Source organism: uncultured Paraglaciecola sp. (assembly GCF_913058035.1).
Classification (GTDB): Bacteria; Pseudomonadota; Gammaproteobacteria; order Enterobacterales; family Alteromonadaceae; genus Paraglaciecola.
In genome coordinates this window covers 1-18,170 of the sequence record NZ_CAJXPA010000028.1, presented here as the reverse complement: position 1 = coordinate 18,170, position 18,170 = coordinate 1, and the positions used below count along the sequence as shown (strand labels likewise).

19 protein-coding genes are annotated in these 18,170 nt (G+C 39.7%); 15 read left to right on the top strand and 4 right to left on the bottom strand.

All coding sequences use genetic code 11. The features are described 5' to 3' along the window. Window positions 1-54: 54 nt before the first annotated feature. Both QZ562_RS05695 and rne read right to left on the bottom strand, forming a co-directional pair. Complete coding sequence (locus QZ562_RS05695) at window positions 55-1,368, bottom strand: DEAD/DEAH box helicase (RefSeq protein ID WP_293757892.1); 1,314 nt, start codon at window positions 1,366-1,368, stop codon at window positions 55-57. Window positions 1,369-1,568: 200 nt separating this feature from the next. Then, window positions 1,569-4,550 (bottom strand): ribonuclease E, encoded by a 2,982-nt coding sequence (gene rne / locus QZ562_RS05690; protein WP_293757928.1) that lies wholly within the window; start codon window positions 4,548-4,550, stop codon window positions 1,569-1,571. A 605-nt stretch (window positions 4,551-5,155) separates the two neighbouring features. On the opposite strand from rne, the gene rluC reads away from it, so the two are divergent. Both rluC and QZ562_RS05680 read left to right on the top strand, forming a co-directional pair. Continuing rightward, window positions 5,156-6,109, top strand: a complete 954-nt coding sequence (gene rluC / locus QZ562_RS05685; protein ID WP_293757889.1) for a 23S rRNA pseudouridine(955/2504/2580) synthase RluC — start codon at window positions 5,156-5,158, stop codon at window positions 6,107-6,109. Next, window positions 6,099-6,740 carry an HAD-IA family hydrolase gene (locus QZ562_RS05680; protein WP_293757886.1) on the top strand — a complete coding sequence of 214 codons (642 nt, stop codon included), beginning with the start codon at window positions 6,099-6,101 and terminating at the stop codon, window positions 6,738-6,740. The genes rluC and QZ562_RS05680 overlap by 11 nt, the downstream gene beginning before the upstream one ends. Here QZ562_RS05680 and QZ562_RS05675 read toward each other — a convergent pair. Then, a complete protein-coding gene (locus QZ562_RS05675) occupies window positions 6,729-7,343 on the bottom strand; it encodes a nucleoside triphosphate pyrophosphatase (protein WP_293757883.1) in 615 nt (204 codons plus the stop codon). The genes QZ562_RS05680 and QZ562_RS05675 overlap by 12 nt on opposite strands. Before the next feature lie 116 nt (window positions 7,344-7,459). Between QZ562_RS05675 and yceD the strand changes: the two genes are divergently transcribed. The 13 genes from yceD to QZ562_RS05610 all read left to right on the top strand — a co-directional run bounded on the left by yceD (window position 7,460) and on the right by QZ562_RS05610 (window position 17,839). After that, entirely contained in the window at window positions 7,460-7,987 is a 528-nt protein-coding gene (gene yceD / locus QZ562_RS05670) for a 23S rRNA accumulation protein YceD (RefSeq protein WP_293757880.1), read from the top strand. 10 nt (window positions 7,988-7,997) lie between these two features. Then, window positions 7,998-8,168 (top strand): 50S ribosomal protein L32, encoded by a 171-nt coding sequence (rpmF, locus tag QZ562_RS05665; protein WP_293757877.1) that lies wholly within the window; start codon window positions 7,998-8,000, stop codon window positions 8,166-8,168. Between the two features lie 17 nt (window positions 8,169-8,185). After that, window positions 8,186-9,211, top strand: coding sequence for a phosphate acyltransferase PlsX (plsX, locus tag QZ562_RS05660; RefSeq protein ID WP_293757875.1), 1,026 nt, complete (start codon window positions 8,186-8,188; stop codon window positions 9,209-9,211). A 3-nt stretch (window positions 9,212-9,214) separates the two neighbouring features. Then, window positions 9,215-10,174, top strand: a complete 960-nt coding sequence (locus QZ562_RS05655; RefSeq protein WP_293757872.1) for a beta-ketoacyl-ACP synthase III — start codon at window positions 9,215-9,217, stop codon at window positions 10,172-10,174. 23 nt (window positions 10,175-10,197) lie between these two features. Further along, the gene (gene fabD, locus QZ562_RS05650) at window positions 10,198-11,124 is read left to right on the top strand and encodes an ACP S-malonyltransferase (protein WP_293757869.1); all 927 of its coding nucleotides are present in this window, start codon (window positions 10,198-10,200) and stop codon (window positions 11,122-11,124) included. Between the two features lie 28 nt (window positions 11,125-11,152). Then, window positions 11,153-11,890, top strand: a complete 738-nt coding sequence (gene fabG, locus QZ562_RS05645; RefSeq protein WP_293757866.1) for a 3-oxoacyl-ACP reductase FabG — start codon at window positions 11,153-11,155, stop codon at window positions 11,888-11,890. A gap of 166 nt (window positions 11,891-12,056) precedes the next feature. Beyond that, complete coding sequence (acpP, locus tag QZ562_RS05640) at window positions 12,057-12,296, top strand: acyl carrier protein (RefSeq protein WP_293748783.1); 240 nt, start codon at window positions 12,057-12,059, stop codon at window positions 12,294-12,296. Window positions 12,297-12,370: 74 nt separating this feature from the next. Further along, a complete protein-coding gene (gene fabF, locus QZ562_RS05635) occupies window positions 12,371-13,609 on the top strand; it encodes a beta-ketoacyl-ACP synthase II (RefSeq protein ID WP_293757863.1) in 1,239 nt (412 codons plus the stop codon). Between the two features lie 60 nt (window positions 13,610-13,669). After that, the gene (gene pabC / locus QZ562_RS05630) at window positions 13,670-14,515 is read left to right on the top strand and encodes an aminodeoxychorismate lyase (protein ID WP_293757860.1); all 846 of its coding nucleotides are present in this window, start codon (window positions 13,670-13,672) and stop codon (window positions 14,513-14,515) included. Continuing rightward, entirely contained in the window at window positions 14,512-15,507 is a 996-nt protein-coding gene (gene mltG / locus QZ562_RS05625) for an endolytic transglycosylase MltG (RefSeq protein ID WP_293757857.1), read from the top strand. The genes pabC and mltG overlap by 4 nt, the downstream gene beginning before the upstream one ends. Window positions 15,508-15,518: 11 nt before the next feature. Continuing rightward, the gene (gene tmk, locus QZ562_RS05620) at window positions 15,519-16,148 is read left to right on the top strand and encodes a dTMP kinase (protein ID WP_293757854.1); all 630 of its coding nucleotides are present in this window, start codon (window positions 15,519-15,521) and stop codon (window positions 16,146-16,148) included. Continuing rightward, entirely contained in the window at window positions 16,149-17,036 is an 888-nt protein-coding gene (gene holB / locus QZ562_RS05615) for a DNA polymerase III subunit delta' (RefSeq protein ID WP_293757851.1), read from the top strand. It abuts the gene before it with no gap. A gap of 29 nt (window positions 17,037-17,065) precedes the next feature. Next, complete coding sequence (locus tag QZ562_RS05610) at window positions 17,066-17,839, top strand: TatD family hydrolase (protein WP_293757848.1); 774 nt, start codon at window positions 17,066-17,068, stop codon at window positions 17,837-17,839. A gap of 101 nt (window positions 17,840-17,940) precedes the next feature. On the opposite strand, the gene QZ562_RS05605 is transcribed toward QZ562_RS05610, so the two are convergent. Next, window positions 17,941-18,170 (bottom strand): YchJ family metal-binding protein (locus QZ562_RS05605; RefSeq protein WP_293757845.1); only part of this gene is annotated, 230 nt, incomplete at its 5' end.

The window sequence follows — 18,170 nt, the reverse complement described above, 5'->3', positions numbered from 1 at the left end:
CACAACAAAACATCAACTGAGCTTTAAGCCAATATTTTATTGAGTGGCGATTTACTAACGGTTACCAGAATTTCCTCTTGATTGACTATTTCTATTCCGTGATTGATTACTTTTAGGCGGCTGACCACCAGATGAATTACGTCCGGAACGTTGACCATCTCTGTGACCAGATTGAGCTTGTTTTGGCTTTTTTGCTTTAATGGGTCGTTGACCAATTTTCGATTCAGGTAGAGGCTGAGTGGGCTCAAATCCTTCAGTCACTTTTCGTTGAATCAGTTGTTTGATTAATATTTCGATGTCGACTAATTCTTTGAATTCGTCTTGTGTCACCATGGATATAGCTTGACCTGTAGCACCAGCGCGACCCGTTCGTCCAATCCTATGCACATAATCTTCGGGTATATTAGGTAAATCAAAATTGACTACTTGCGGTAATTGATCAATATCCAAACCTCGAGCAGCTATATCAGTCGCTATTAAGGCTTTTACTTTACCTTGTTTAAAGTCTGCAAGAGCCTTGGTGCGAGCACCTTGGCTCTTGTTGCCATGAATGGCTGCTGAGCTAATACCATGTGCCTCTAACTGTTTGGCAATGCGGTTAGCTCCATGTTTGGTTCTACTGAATACCAACACCTGTTGCCAGTCATTGTCTTTAATTAAGTGCGTAAGCAGTTGGGATTTTTTACTTTTATCTACTGGATACACCCATTGTTCAACTAAGTCGACCGTTGTATTAGCAGGTGAAACAGATATTTCGACTGGATTGTTCACTAACCCTTTGGCTAGTTTCCGAATATCATCTGAAAAAGTAGCAGAAAACATCAAGTTTTGACGTTTTTGGGGTAACAATTTTATTATTTTTTTAATGTCGTGGATAAAGCCCATGTCCAGCATACGGTCGGCTTCGTCCATAACAAGTATTTCTAACTCACTAAACTTAACTGCATTTTGATTGTATAAATCAAGAAGACGGCCTGGAGTGGCTACTAGTATATCTACACCTTTACGTAATTTCAGCATTTGTGGATTGATGCCCACACCGCCAAATACCACGGCTGACTTTAACGGTAAGTCTTTACCATAAGTTTGAACACTTTCTGCTATTTGCGCCGCCAATTCTCTGGTGGGAGTGAGTATCAATGCCCTAGCTTGGTTTGGTCTAGCTGATTGTCCTTGGCTAAGTAAATGTAATATGGGTAGGGTGAAACCAGCTGTTTTACCTGTACCTGTTTGCGCAGCAGCCATGACGTCACTGCCGTTTAATACTGCTGGTATAGCTTTAGCCTGAATGGGTGAAGGGGTGGTGTACCCTTTACTGGCTACAGCGGATAAAATTTTTGGTGAAAGGCCTAGGTCGGCAAAACTCATAGATAATTCTCAAATAAGGTGATTAGCTTATACATCAGTTCAAGTCTAAGACATTTTCTGAGTATAGCCTGATTTTTAAACAGCTAAAAATAGTCGCGGGAGGATACAGTAATATACGAACAATAGCACTTACACTGTCAATAAAAATGCCGCAACACAGTGCTGTTTTGCGGCATTTTTTAACATATCAAGTATTATTTTTACTCGCTTTGTGAACCAGGGCGAGTGGCTGGTGCGGTAACCGCATTCGATGAACTTGAAAATATTGCTGATTTACTAGAGCGTTTAACTTCCGGTCTAGCAGAGTCGTCAAGGGAACCAATTTTAACATCTACAAATGCTTCATCAATAGACATAGGCCGTGCCATTGGGGCAGACACTGATTGCTTTTTGGCTGGCTTAGGCTCAACTTTCAAAGATGTTGCCTTTTTAGGTGTTTTCTTAGTAGGTACTTTTTTGACTGACTTAGAGATATCTTCTTTTTCGGGTTCACCTGCAGAAACTTCAACTTCAACTTCAACTTCAACTTCCTCTTTACTGGCTGGTGATGCTTCTGCTTCAGGAGATGCTTTCAGTTCAGGTATATTAGTAACCTGATCAGGTTCAGCTATTAATTCCACAACATTTTGTTTTGGTTTGTCTTCAGCAACGATAGCTTCAGACTTTTTCTCGGCTTGAGGTAAGACAACAGGCTCATCAAACTGAAGCTCGTCTTGAGTTACTTCGGCCACATCTGGTTTAACAACATCGTCTTTTTCGTCACCTTCTTTGCGACGTTTTTGACCTGCTGCTCTAATGTGCCTAGGAGAACGACGACTGCGAGTTCGAGGTGTTGACTCTTCTTCTTTACTCGTTTCACTAACGGCTTGTGTATCTGTCGTTTCAGTAACTGATTCTACTGTGACGTCTACCTCTTGCGGCTCGATTTCTTTTTGTTCCTTATCTGCTTTAGTTGTTGTATCCGATAAACTGTCAACCGTAGCATTATCGACAACTTTCTCTTCGTTACTTGTATCAACGACATTTGCTTCTACAACCACAGAATCGGGTTGTTCAGCAATCGCTGTTTGAGTTTCTGGAACGTCGGCGACAATCTTGTTTTGATCGTCATTCTCTGCCACAACTCTTACACTACGTCTGGTGTCACGACGTTTCCTGCGTTCTGCGACCGGTTCTTTTTTCTTCGCAGGTGCCGGAACGGGAGCCGGGGAAGGGGACTGACTCTTAGCAACCATAGTTGCGTCTTGAGTCGCTTCTAACGGTTTGTCATCACGACGTGGCTTGCGATTATCATTTCTTGGTTTGCGTTCAGAGCGCTCGTTTTTATCTGGGCGCTCGTTACGATTAGTTGGCTGCTCAGTATTATCTTTGCGGTCAACGTTTTCTTTGCGTTCAAAGTTTTTGTTATTACGCTTGTTTCTATCAGGACGTGTATTTTTATTTCGACGCTGATTAGTACCTTCGTTACGAGTATGAGTCGTTTTCTTAGGCACTGCTTTTTCTTCTACTTTAAACAAGCCAGAAATCCATTTACTCGCTTTATACAATAAACTTTCTGATTTATCTGGTGCTACGATTGGCAATGGTTTTTTCTGTTCCGGAGCAATAAGACTCTGCAATGCAGGCTGTTCTTTCGCCATAGCAGGTGAAACAGTTTTATCAGTAATGTTTTCCGCTTGCTCAATTAATGGCAAGTTGTAACTCATTTCCTGAACGGCATCATCTGGGCGTCTGCGGGCAACACTATATTGTGGCGTTTCCATTTTTGGATTAGGAATAATGACTAACTGAACACTGTGTCGCTTTTCAACACTTCGCACTGAATTACGTTTTTCGTTTAATAGATAAGTGGCAACATTAACCGGTAACTGAGCTTCAATTTGCCCTGTATTATCTTTAATGCTCTCTTCTTCCATGATACGAAGTACAGACAATGCTAATGACTCTGTCCCACGAACGGTTCCGTGGCCACTGCATCTTGGGCATACATTATTAGCAGAATCACCTAATGATGGGCGTAAACGTTGGCGTGACATTTCAAGTAAACCAAAGCGTGAAATACGTCCAAGTTGTACCCTTGCCCTGTCACCACGAACCGCGTCTTTCATACGGTTTTCAACTTCGCGTTGATGGCGTACTGGCGTCATATCAATAAAATCGATGACGACTAAACCGCCTGCATCACGTAAACGTAGTTGCCGAGCAATTTCGTCTGCCGCTTCAAGATTAGTATTAAATGCTGTCTCTTCAATATCACTACCTTTAGTTGCACGAGCAGAGTTAATATCGATTGAAATCAATGCTTCAGTAGGGTCAATAACTATCGAGCCTCCTGAAGGAAGTCTAACCTCACGTTGGAAAGCCGATTCAATTTGGCTCTCAATTTGGTAATGACTAAACAAAGGCACATCACCTTTATAGAGTTTTACGCGGTTAGCGTAGTCTGGACGCATTTGTTCAACGTGTTTTAAGGCTCTTTCATGCACGCTGTTATCATCTATAAGAATTTCACCAATATCTCGTCTTAAATAATCGCGAATAGCTCGAACGACTACGTCACTTTCTTGGTGAATAAGAAAGGGAGCAGAGCGAGAGTCGGCCATTGCTTTAATGCGACCCCAACCTGATACAAGATAGTCCAAATCATATGCTAGTTCTTCAGATGTCTTGCCTACGCCAGCTGTTCTGACAATTAATCCCATACCATCTGGAAGGTCTAAGCCACTCAACGCAGCTTTCAATTCTGTTCGCTCATCACCTTCTATGCGACGAGATATTCCGCCAGCACGAGGATTATTTGGCATTAATACTAGGTAGCTACCAGCTAGACTGATAAAGGTGGTTAACGCTGCGCCTTTCTGGCCACGCTCTTCTTTATCAATTTGAACAATTACTTCTTGGCCTTCTTTGATCACCTCTTTGATGTTGGGGCGACCTTCAAATCTATAACCTTGTGGGAAGTAAGTCCTGGCAATTTCTTTTAGAGGAAGGAAACCATGACGGTCTGCGCCATAATCAACAAATGCAGCTTCTAAACTGGGCTCTACGCGGGTTATTGTTCCTTTGTAAATATTTGCTTTTTTCTGTTCGTGACCTGGGCTTTCTATGTCCAAATCGTAAAGTTTTTGACCATCTACAAGTGCTACCCGCAATTCTTCTTGCTGAGTGGCATTGATTAACATTCTTTTCATTCTTGTTAGCTCGGTAAAGTACCGATCACCACAAGTAAAGAACTACGCAGTAATTAGACAACTATTTAATGCAACCTCACGGCTGTATTCTAGGGTTAAGTTTTGCGCCGAAGTGTAATGATCATTAATTTTTTAATGCATTGCTTGTAAACACTTTTACCTATGTTTAGTAGGCGCTAAACAGGCGGAATGTTTAGCTTACTGATTTGTTATATAAAACTTAGTGTTATTCGAAAACAAATGCTTGTCTGGCTAATTCATTATTCAAATATCTTGTCAATTCTTTTGTATTCTCTACATCAATGGCGATCAATAGGTTAATTGTATCGCTGATGTAAGGGTTCTGTTTAATCAACCTACGAAAAGTTACTCGCTTCGTAGTTGATTAGCCGTATTATGCTTGCAAGTTACGCTATAAGAAAAACGCTTCACGACAAATTGGTCGTATTTGCATACAGAACTGATTAATCCATCTATTTGTTTTGAACATGAATTACATGTTACAACTCGAACATTATCACATTAAAGCACTGACACTGGCAAGACATTAAAATACTGGACATTTACCATAATAATTCGGTTACAATAGACAGAATATGACAGACCTATTATTTCAAAAAGTTCAATTTGTTACTATCGATCCTGACCTTGAAGGGCAAAGAATAGATAATTATTTACGCACTTTCTTAAAGGGAGTGCCTAAAAGCCTTATTTATCGCATTTTACGCAAGGGCGAAGTACGAGTTAACAAAAAACGGGTTAAGCCTGAATACAAATTACAAGCCAACGACGAGTTGCGGATCCCGCCTGTACGAGTATCCGAACCCACCGACTTACCTTCAACAAAGCTGAATAAAGTGTCGAGTCTAGAAAATCATATTCTTTATGAAGATGACTGTCTGATTGTGTTGAATAAACCCTCAGGCACAGCGGTGCATGGTGGTAGTGGTTTAAGTTTTGGTGTGATTGAAGCGCTCAGGGCACTTCGTCCGCAGCAAAAGTTTTTAGAATTAGTACATAGATTAGACCGAGACACTTCAGGATGCTTATTAATAGCCAAGAAGCGTTCTGCTTTAAAAAATTTACATGAACAACTAAGAGACAGAAAAGTAGATAAGCGTTATCAAGCATTGGTTGCCGGAGAATGGCCTGCTAACCGCTTTAAAGTTAAAGCGTCTCTTTTAAAGAACACTTTAAAATCAGGCGAACGAATAGTATTGGTTAATGATGAAGGTAAACCATCTGAAACACGTTATCGTATTTTGGAATCATTTAACCAAGCCACATTGGTCGAAGCATCCCCTATTACTGGTCGTACACATCAAATTCGTGTGCACTGCTTACATGCTGGTCATCCTATTGCAGCCGACAATAGGTATGGCGATAAAGATTTCGATCAAAGGACGCAAAAGATTGGCCTTAAACGATTATTTCTCCATGCTCACTCATTGGCATTTATTCATCCTAATACGGATGAGCGCGTGAATTATAAAGCACCACTGGAACCAAGTTTGATCGCTGTACTTAAAAGGTTGAGAAGTGAAATATAAAGCAATTGTATTTGACTGGGATGGCACACTTATGGATTCAATAAATAAAATTGTTGAAAGTATGCAATACAGTGCCAAATATTTGGGTTTGCCTACTCCAAGTTTTGAGCAAGCGAAAGATGTAATTGGAATTAGCTTGTTACCTGCTTTAAAACAACTATTCAATATTCAAGACGAAAAAACTGCACGTGATCTCGTACACACTTATAAAGAGCATTTTAAAGGGCACACACAATTAATTAGCCCACTTTTTAGCGGTACGAGACAATTACTTGAAAGTCTAAAACAACGAGGCTACATATTAGCAGTTGCAACTGGAAAAGGTCGTCAAGGTTTAGAGCACAATTGGCATCATTCAGATACAAAACACTTTTTTAGTGCCTCAAGAACCGCAGATGATGCACAAAGCAAACCTTCCCCTGACATGTTGCAGCAATTATTATCTGAATTGAATTTGACAGCGGACCAAGTCTTAATGGTTGGTGATACTACTTATGATATGGCGATGGCTGAAGCCATAAATATGGACCGGATTGGAGTCAGCTTTGGCGTCCACAGTGAAGATAGTTTACGAAAACACACACCTATTGCGGTAATTCATTCATTGGAAGAATTATTGTTACACGTCTGAATTACTTTGTATTTGCATATGTTCAAACAGGTCTACAGACATATTTTTAAATAGTTCTATTAATGCAATCAAAGGTAAACCTATAAGTGTATTTGGGTCATTGCCGTTAAGTGACTTAAACAGGGCAATGCCTAAACCTTCACATTTAAAACTACCAGCGCAGTCATAAGGCTGTTCAATTTTTAAGTAAGTTGAAATTTGCTCAATGGTTAGTGTTTTAAACACCACATCAAAAGTTTCGACTATTTGCTGCAATTGGCCTGTCGCTTTATGAACTATGCATAAACCTGTGTGAAATTTGACAGTTTGGCCACTAAACATCAATAGTTGCTGTTTTGCTGAAGCAAAGTCTCCGGGCTTTCCTAACACATTACCGTTAAAACTGGCCAATTGATCTGAGCCAATAACAAAACTATTAACATGCGCTTTTTTTGCAGCGATGGCTAATGCTTTATATTTTGCAAGACGCGCTACTTGGTCATAAATTGATTCGCCCAGAATTGGTGATTCATCAATATTGGGTGCCTCACAAATAAACGGAATATGTAATTTTTTTAAAATTGATTGTCGATAAGGTGAACTCGAAGCCAAAATGATTTTCATAAATAATCTGTTCTGATTCTCAAATAATAATTAAAGCATATAAAATGTAGGGCCTAGTGTCATTAAGTATGATTTTCTTTGACTAAGCGGAGTTGTTTCTATAACATGCGCGCGCTATGCAGAGAGTGAAACTACCTAAACTGGTTGACCCAGTAAAAAACGCCACAATACGTTCCGATTATCGGGGAGTTATTTTGTCGTCTGAAATGCCGAGGTTAGTTGGTGCAGTTGCTGATATTGCCAAAGAAATAGATGTTGAAATTAAGTTTGCAAAAGACGAGCAGGGTCTTACTTTTTTTCAAGGTCATATGGCATGTTCAACATCACTTATCTGTGAGAGATGTAATGAAATCTTTGACCATCCAATGGATGTTAATTTTTCTTTTAGCCCCGTGCAGAGTGCCAAAGAAGAAGTTGAAGAGGAGTTACCGGATGTTTACGAACCGGTTGAGGTCGATGACCAAGGAGAAATCAATTTATTTCAGACCCTTGAAGACGAATTAATTTTATCATTGCCGATTGTAGCTCTTCATGCAGAGAAGGATTGCAAGCAAAAGCGCGATAAAATGAGTTTCGGAAAAATTGAACCGGCCGATGAGCGTCCAAACCCGTTCGCGGTTTTGAAAGAACTTAAGCGAGACTAGGAGTAAAGTAATGGCTGTACAGAAGAGTAAGAAGACTCGTTCAAGACGTGGCATGCGTCGTTCACACGATGCACTTGGTACTGCGACTTTGTCTGTAGATTCAACGTCAGGTGAGACACATATTCGTCATCACGTGACTGCTGATGGCTACTATAGAGGCAAAAAAGTTTTATCTCTTTAAAATAAAGTGACAGAACTTTGAGTCGTCTAACCTTAGCGTTAGATATCATGGGGGGCGATAACGGCCCCCATATTATTTTATCTGCTGCATTGTCAGCACTTCAACAAACACCACATCTTCATTTAATACTTTGCGGACCTTTGACAATAATGTCTCAGTGGCTAAGTAAACAAACTTCTAATATTCAATCTAAAGTTACCTTATCCGATTGTCCACAAAACGTATCAATGGCAGAGGCACCGGCTCATGCTTTACGTCACAAAAAAAACTCTTCGATGCGTCGTATGCTCGACTTAGTCAATAATAATCAAGCCGACGGCTGTGTCAGTAGCGGTAACACCGGTGCTTTACTTAGCATGGCGTATCATGTTCTAAAGACACTGCCCGGTATCGACCGTCCTGCACTTATTTCACTAGTGCCGACTATGAACAACGGTAAAGTGTATTTTCTGGATTTAGGTGCAAATATTAATTGTGACTCTGAAGTGTTGTTTCAGTATGCAGTCATGGGCTCTGTATTGGCTGAGCAAATTGCCAATATCAAACAGCCGAAAGTAGCACTGCTAAATGTAGGATCAGAAGAGATCAAAGGTAACGACCAAATTAAGCTTGCTGCTAAGTTATTAATGGATTCTCAAAATATCAATTATATTGGTTTTGTTGAAGGTAATGATATCTTTTCTGAAAAAGCAGATGTGATAGTGACAGATGGTTTTACAGGAAATATCGCTTTGAAATCGTGGGAAGGTTTGGTGAAATTTGCTATCACAGAAGTTAAAAACGTATCACAACATAATTGGTTATCAAAAATAGTGACTAAAATTGCTACACCTTTGCTGCGTAACATTTATTTACGTATGAACCCCGACCAGTATAATGGCGCTAGTCTGATAGGATTGCGTGGAATTGTTGTGAAAAGTCACGGTAATGCCTCGTCTGAGGCTTTTTTGTGTGCTATCAAAGAAGCAATACAACATGTCGAGATGCAGGTCCCAGACAAGATAAAAAATAAGATTCAAGCTGTTTTAATGGAGCGTCACTAATAAATGAATTCCAGAATAATTGGCACTGGTAGCTATTATCCCAGTGATATTAGAACCAATTTAGACTTATCATCGATGGTCGATACGTCTGATGAATGGATAACGGATCGAACAGGTATCAGAGAAAGACGCATCATTGGGGTAAACGAAACGGCAGCAACTATGGGCTTTGAAGCCAGTAAAAAAGCATTGGAAGCGGCTGGCATTAATGCTAACTCCTTGGACATGATTGTATGCGCTACTACAAGTAGTCGATATGCATTGCCCAGCACGGCTTGTGAGATTCAAAAAGCATTAAATGTGGACGGTATACCCGCATTTGATGTGGCGGCTGCCTGTGCAGGTTATTGTTACGCTCTGAGCGTTGCTGACCAATATATTAAAAGTGGCATGGCTAAACGGATATTGGTGGTCGGTACAGACTGCCTAAGTCGAATGATCAGTCCTCAAGACCGCACCATGGTGATCTTATTTGGTGATGCAGCAGGTGCCACTATTATTGAGGCAAGTGAAGAGCCGGGTATTTTATCAACACACATTCATGCCGCAGGATCTTATGGTGATTTATTAACTATAGGTAACCCACAACATGGTGACGAGCAATCTGTTCATGAAAACTGGGGAAGCATGAAAGGCAATGAAGTGTTTAAAGTTGCGGTCACAAAATTAAGTGAAGTTGTTGAACAAACGTTAGCTGCTAATAACATGAAAAAATCAGACTTAGATTGGTTAGTTCCTCATCAAGCTAATTTTCGTATTATCAAGGCGACCGCAAAAAAATTAGATATGTCGCTTGATCAGGTTGTTATGACTCTTGAAAAATATGGCAATACTTCTGCTGCTACTGTGCCAACGGCTCTTGATACGGCTATTCGAGATGGCAGAATTAAGCGTGGACAGAACTTACTTCTAGAAGCATTTGGCGGTGGTTTTGCTTGGGCATCTGCACTAGTACGTTATTAAAATTAATATTTAGAGAATCAATTATGAGTAAACAAGCATGGGTTTTTCCTGGTCAAGGTTCTCAAACCTTAGGTATGTTGAAAGAATTAGCCACTGAATACAGTATTATTCAAGAGACTTTTGCACAAGCCAGTGAGGCCCTGGGTTACGATCTGTGGGATGTTGTACAAAATGATGAGCAAAAACTGAACCAAACTCATGTTACGCAACCCGCATTATTGGCAGCAAGTTATGCAATTTATAAATTATTACTTGAGAAAGAACAGATTCAACCGACATATTTTGCTGGACACAGCTTAGGTGAATATTCGGCTTTGGTATGTGCAGGCGTTATAGGTTTTGCTGATGCGGTTAAATTAGTTGAAGCGCGAGGTCAATTTATGCAACAAGCGGTGCCTATTGGTACAGGTGCTATGTTTGCTATTATTGGTTTGGACGACAAAAAAGTTGTTGCAAGTTGTTTGCAAGCAAAAGCAGAAACAAATGAAGTTGTGGCAGCTGTTAACTTCAATTCACCTGGGCAGGTTGTGATTGCTGGGAATAAAAAAGCCGCTTTAGTAGCCGCTAATCTTTGTAAAGAACAAGGTGCTAAACGTGCATTGCCTTTGGCTGTTAGTGTGCCTTCGCACTGTGAATTGATGAAACCAGCAGCAGATAAACTAGCAATCTTACTTAAAAAAATTCAGTTCAATACTCCTGAAATACCTGTTATTAATAATGTAGATGTTGCTTATCCAACTGAGCCAAATATTATCAAACAGGCTTTAGTTGAACAACTATATAGTCCAGTAAGATGGACAGAGACCGTAACTAAGTTAGCCGATTTAAAGGTTGAAGCTTTGTTAGAAGTAGGACCCGGTAAAGTACTTAGCGGACTGACTAAGCGTATTGATAAACGTTTAAGTTGTGTCGCGATTAATACAGTTGAATCTATTAATTCATTGAATTAATTACTTAATTTTTTTCCAGAGAGAATGTATGGCTAATTTAAACGGTAGTATTGCCTTGGTAACAGGTGCAAGCAGGGGAATTGGCAGAGCGATAGCCGAGAGATTAGTTGCCGATGGTGCAACTGTGATAGGTACTGCAACGTCACAAAAGGGTGCTCAGGCTATCAGCGATTTCTTAAATGGTAAAGGCGAGGGTAAAGTACTAGATGTCGCCATACCTGATTCGATGCAGGCCCTGCTGGCTGATATTGCTGAAAAGCATGGTGGTGTGGATATACTCATAAACAATGCTGGTATCACCCGTGATAATCTGTTGTTGCGAATGAAAGATGAAGAATGGCAAAGTATTATTGATACTAATTTGACTTCAATATTCAAAATGTCAAAAGCGGTGTTACGTGGAATGATGAAAAAACGTAAGGGACGTATTATCAACATTGGTTCAGTTGTCGGTTCTACCGGAAACGCAGGTCAAGCCAATTATGCTGCATCAAAGGCGGGTATGATTGGTTTTAGTAAATCTATGGCTCGTGAAGTGGCATCAAGAGGTATTACCGTTAATGTTGTTTCTCCAGGTTTTATCGATACTGATATGACAAAAACATTAACCGATGACCAAAAAGAAAGTATATTTAAGGATATTCCAGCAAATCGTTTGGGAGATCCAAAAGAAATCGCTGCGACGGTTGGATTTTTAGCCAGTGAAGACGCTGCATATATTACCGGAGAAACAATACACGTAAATGGCGGCATGTATATGGGATAAAATATGGTAAAATTTTCGAAACAAGTTTTTACTAAATAAAATAGAATTATCAATCTGTGAGTGGTTAGACCAGAAAAAAATTTGACCCTGCTACTTGCAAGGGCTCAATTAGCTGAATACACTACTCACAAAATTATATCTAGCGACTTAAAGGATAACTAGAATTATGAGTACTATAGAAGAACGCGTAAGAAAAATCATCATTGAGCAACTTGGTGTTAAAGAAGAAGAAGTTAAATCAGAAGCTTCCTTCGTCGATGATTTAGGGGCGGATTCATTAGACACTGTCGAATTAGTCATGGCTCTTGAAGAAGAATTTGACACTGAGATCCCTGATGAAGAAGCTGAAAAGATTACTACTGTTCAGTCTGCCATTGATTACGTTAACGCCAATAAAGACGCGTAAGTTTTTAAAAACGGTCCTCACAGGACCGTTTCTTTTCCAAAACAATCATCTACTAATAATAGTCGGAGGCCAATGTGTCTAAACGTCGCGTTGTTGTGACTGGTCTGGGCATGCTTTCACCTGTTGGCAATACTGTAGATTCTACTTGGAAAAACATTCTTGCTGGTAAAAGTGGTATCGCCCCTATCACGTCATTCGATTCAACCTTGTTCACTACTCAGTTTGCTGGAGAAGTGAAAAATTTTGATGTTGAAAAATATATACCCAAAAAAGAAACTAAAAAAATGGATAGGTTTATCCAACTTGGTATTGCTGCAGGTAAACAAGCGCTCGAACATTCAGGTTATAAAGTAACAGAGCAAAACTCGGCACGAATTGGTGTGGCTATTGGTTCTGGAATAGGCGGTTTAGGTATGATTGAGAGTAATCATCAAAAGTTGCTTGATTCTGGTCCACGAAAAATATCACCATTTTTTGTACCTGCCACCATTACAAATATGATTTCTGGTTTTTTCTCTATTTTTGAAGGTCTCAAGGGTCCCAACATTAACGTTGTAACCGCCTGCACAACAGGTGTACATAATATTGGTATTGCAGCACGTATTATTGCTTATGGTGATGCAGATGCAATGATTGCTGGCGGAGCAGAATCTACGGTGTGTGCACTCGGTATTGGCGGCTTTGCAGCAGCCCGAGCTCTATCTACCCGCAATGAAGATCCTCAAGCAGCAAGTCGTCCCTGGGACAAAGACCGAGATGGTTTTGTCATGGGAGAGGGCGCTGGAGTGGTAATGTTAGAAGATTATGACTGTGCAGTAGCGCGCGGTGCAACAATTTATGCCGAACTAGTTGGTTTTGGCATGAGTGGTGATGCTTACCATATGACTTCTCCCCCTGCTGATGGTGAGGGTGCGGCAGCGGCAATGGTCAATGCGATTAATGACGCAAAGATCAATGCTAGTGAAATTGGCTACATTAACGCTCATGGCACCTCTACTCCAGCTGGCGATGTGGCTGAAGTAGCAGCGATTAAACATGTGTTTGGTAAACACGCAAACACTGTTTTGGTTAGTTCAACTAAATCGATGATTGGACATTTGCTTGGGGCTGCAGGTTCAGTAGAGGCCATATTTACTATACTAGCTTTGCGTGATCAAATTGCACCACCCACTATAAATTTAGATAACCCAGGTGAGGGCTGTGATCTCGATTTTGTTGCCCATACAGCCAGACCAGCAAAACTCGATTATGCCTTATGTAATTCATTTGGTTTTGGTGGTACAAACGGTTCACTACTGTTTAAAAAACAGTAGGAAAAACTTTATTTTTAGTTATTATTGAAAATAATTTATGGTTTCAAGACACAAAAATGAATGATAGTTAACGGACAGCAACAACAACATATAGCGATCGCAGACAGAGCCTTGCAATACGGTGATGGCTGTTTTACTACTATGGCGTTCAGAAACGCTAGACTTGAGTTTTTTGAGAACCACATTAATCGCTTAAAATTGGCATGTAAAACTCTACATATAGATTTTGATAAATGGGTAGAGTTAGAGTGTTGTATATTTAATGTATTAAAAACCGCTGACGATTGCGTAGTAAAAGTGATTATTACTCGAGGAGTAGGGGGAAGAGGTTACAGCCCTGTGGGTGCCGAAAACCCTAATTTTATTATATCCTTGCATACTATCCCATCACATTACCCCTCCTGGCAAACCAAAGGTATCAAGCTAACTACCAGTTCCATCACGTTAGCCTGTCAACCTTTACTTGCAGGTATTAAACACCTTAACCGCTTAGAGCAAGTTCTAGTGAAGCAGGCGCTGTCTAAAACTAGTTATGATGATGCGATCGTGTGTGATACAAACCATAAAGTTATTGAAACCTCTGCAGGTAACTTGTTTTGGTATAAAGACAATACTTGGTATAGTCCGGACTTATCAGATTCAGGAGTTGAAGGGGTCATGCGCAATCGAGTTTTGACTGTTATGCAAGAAAATGGTCTCGAATGCCAGATAGTAAAACAGGCAGTTAGTGTTTTATTTAGCGCTCAAGAATTGTTTGTGTGTAATTCTTTAATGATGTTGGTTCCTGTTGTTAGCCTGTTCAACCCAACGACTCAACAACATAAAAACTTTATGGTCGAAGAAACAAAAAAAATACAACACGATATACAACATGCAATCAATTTAGAGGCGATAAAAGTTCAATGAAAGTAATTAAGTATCTATCGATTTTCGCCTGTATTTCCAGCATTTTATTGACTGTAACGCTTTTTTATTTGGATAAAAAAGTACATCAATCACTTAATCTTACAAACAAATTGGTGTACCAGGTTAAACCGGGACAATCTGCCAAAGGACTGCTTAACCGATTGAAAGAGCAGGGTATCATTGCTGATAATATAGGCCTTAAGATCAGAATGAAGTTTGATCCAGAGCTTGCAAATATAAAAGTAGGCACCTACGAACTATCACCGTCTATGAGTGCCTTAGATTTATTGGAATTATTCTCAAGCGGAAAAGAACTACAATTTTCAATTAGTTTAGTTGAAGGGCTAAATTGGAAAGAGTGGTTGTTAGTTTTTAAGTCTCATCCGCAGATACAATTTGCTGATGATTTTTATCAACAGCTTGAAAAAATAGCTCTGCCTTTACCAAAACAATCAATTGAAGGGTTTCTATTGCCGGACACGTATTATTTTGTGGCACAGACAAACGCAATTGAACTCGTCAAACGAGCGCATACAAGCATGCAACAATATTTAGATAATGCATGGCATGACCGAGCGATGGACTTACCTTATTCATCGGCCTATGAAGGGTTAATTATGGCTTCAATAATTGAAAAGGAAACGGGCATAGCACAGGAACGAGCACTAATATCAGGTGTATTTGTCAACCGTCTTAATCTTAAAATGCGGCTTCAGACAGACCCAACGGTTATCTATGGCATGGGTGAAAATTTCGATGGTAATATTAGGCGTAAAGACTTAAAAGCTGCTACGCCTTACAATACCTATGTTATTAAGGGCTTGCCGCCAACACCTATTGCTATGCCAAGTAAATTAGCTATTGATGCCGCTTTTAATCCAATTGAGACACAACAGTTATATTTTGTTTCTAAAGGTGATGGTAGCCATAAATTTTCGTCGACACTACAAGAACACAACATTGCTGTGCGTAAATACCAATTAAATAAATAAGAGAATATTAGTTGCATACATCAGGTAAATTTATTGTTATCGAAGGCCTTGAAGGCGCTGGGAAAAGCACAGCTGTGGCCATTATTACTCAAGCAATCTGCGCAGCTGGTTACACAGTAGTCAACACTCGAGAGCCGGGTGGTACTGCTATGGCCGAAGCTATCAGAGATATTGTCAAACATGACTGGCAAGAAGAAAAAGTGACAGTGGAAGCTGAACTGCTATTAATGTACGCGGCTAGAGCGCAACTAGTACAAAATATTATATTGCCCAATTTAAAAAAGGGCTACTGGGTTCTTGGCGATCGACACGACATGTCATCTCAGGCTTATCAAGGTGGTGGTCGTCAGGTTGATCAAAACATGATCGAAAATTTAAGGGCCATCACCTTAAAAAACTTTAGACCTGATTTTACATTATATATGGATGTTGAACCTCAAGAAGGTCTTAAACGTGCAAAAGGACGGGGTGAATTAGATCGTATTGAACAAGAAGATTTGAGCTTCTTTGAACGAACTAGAAAGCAATATTTGTTTTTAGCAGAGCAGGATACAAATTGTGTGGTAATCGACACCATGCAAAGCATGCAGTCAGTTCATAAAGATGTTGAGTTAGCTATTAACCAATTTTTGGAGTGCTAAGTGTTTCCTTGGTTGGACGATACATTCAAGCAGTTAAGCAATAGAATTGCAGATAGTAAACTGCATCACGCATTACTTATTCAAGGCCCATCGGGTATAGGTAAATCAAGCTTTGTTTTGCAATTAGGTCAATTGCTATTATGCAAAGCTAGGCGAGGGCATCAGGTGTGTGGCCAATGCCAATCTTGTTTATTAAACTCCGCTACTACTCACCCTGATTTACATATAGTGGAATCTGATAAACAAATCGGTGTTGATCTGATTCGTGATGCAATCAAGAAGTTAGTTAGCTCCGCCCATATGTCAGGGGCAAAGGTATTGATTATTTATGACGCTCACACTATGACCGAATCAAGTGCTAATGCGTTACTTAAAACACTGGAAGAGCCTACTGCTGATACTTTTTTGTTTCTCACCACTGATAAACCAGAGCGACTATTACCTACAATCAAGAGCCGCTGTGAAAAGTTAGCTTTACCTTTACCTACTTTAGATTCCACACTTGCTTGGGTGAAATCTCAACATAACGCAGATATTGATATTAATTTTGCTAAGTTATTTAGTGCTCGTCCACTGGCATTATTAGCAGAGTTACAAGAAGAACAGAACTTCACTTATGAAATATTTAGCGCCGGGCTAGACGCCCTTTTACAAGGCCAGACTAGTGCTATGCAGTTAGCTATTGATTGGCAGACTCATGCAGATAAGGTGATTAAATGGACCCAATATTGGGCAAGACAGCAATTTATTAATCAGATGTCTGAAACAATTTGGCAGTTAAATTTACAAGCAAATAAAGTTACTCAGCAATTGCGTAACCCGGGAGTAAATAAAACGTTAGTGTTAACAGAGCTTTTTGATAAACTTGCTTTAGTAAAAATTGCTTAAACTTAATCTTATTAAAATGGAAAAATGACGTGTTTGTTGATTCACATTGCCACTTAGACCGATTAGATAAAACCCCAGAAGAATTATCAGAAGTACTCAATTTTGCAAGAAATCGTGGTATAGAACATTTTTTATGTGTTTCAGTGTCTGTTAAGGACTTTCCTGCGATGTTAAATAGCGTCAAAAGGTTTAAAGATGTATCTGTTTCTTGTGGTGTACATCCGTTACATCAAGAAGATGCCTGCAGTTACGAAGACTTATTACAAATGTCTGATAACGAAGACGTAGTGGCTATTGGTGAGACTGGCTTAGATTACTTTTACGGTGCAGAAACTAAGTCAGTGCAATTAACTTCTTTTGTTGACCATGTCAAAGTAGCTAATAAACTTAAAAAACCCTTAATTATCCATACCCGCGATGCCCGTGAAGATACCATTGAACTACTCAAGCAACATAAAGACCCGTCAACAAAGGGTGTACTTCACTGTTTTACCGAAACCTGGGAAATGGCTCAAGCAGCTATAGAATTGGGCATGTATATATCTATATCTGGTATTGTCACTTTTAAAACCGCTACTGAGTTGCAAGAAGTAGTAAAAAAAATCCCTTTGAACAAATTACTAATTGAAACAGATTCACCTTGGTTAGCACCAGTTCCTTATAGAGGTAAACCTAATCAACCAGGATTTGTAAGAGAAGTTGGAGAATTCATCGCTGATCTCAAAGGTATAAGTGTAGAAGAGCTGGCTAATATAACGACTAATAATTTTTATGACTTATTCGCTATCAAACGAGCAATATAACGATGTTATTAAGATATATCATCGTCATGTCGCACAGGGTTATTTGGTTTAATGTAAAAGCCGTAGTGTGTTGTGACCTTTAGTTATTAACTAGCTGAGCATTAACCGCAACATTTTTTAAATTTCTTAGTACTACCGCACAAGCATTGACTATTACGCTCTGGAGTATATTCTCCCGAGCCTTTTTGCGTTACTCCATCAGCATACAACCAGCTTCCCGCTTCAAAAACAAAGCTTGATAATTCATGCATCACAAAGTAGGAGGCACCCACCTTATAAAAGGCTTTAAATTCTACTGTTGCCGTGTTTTCTTGGGTCTGATGTGCTAACA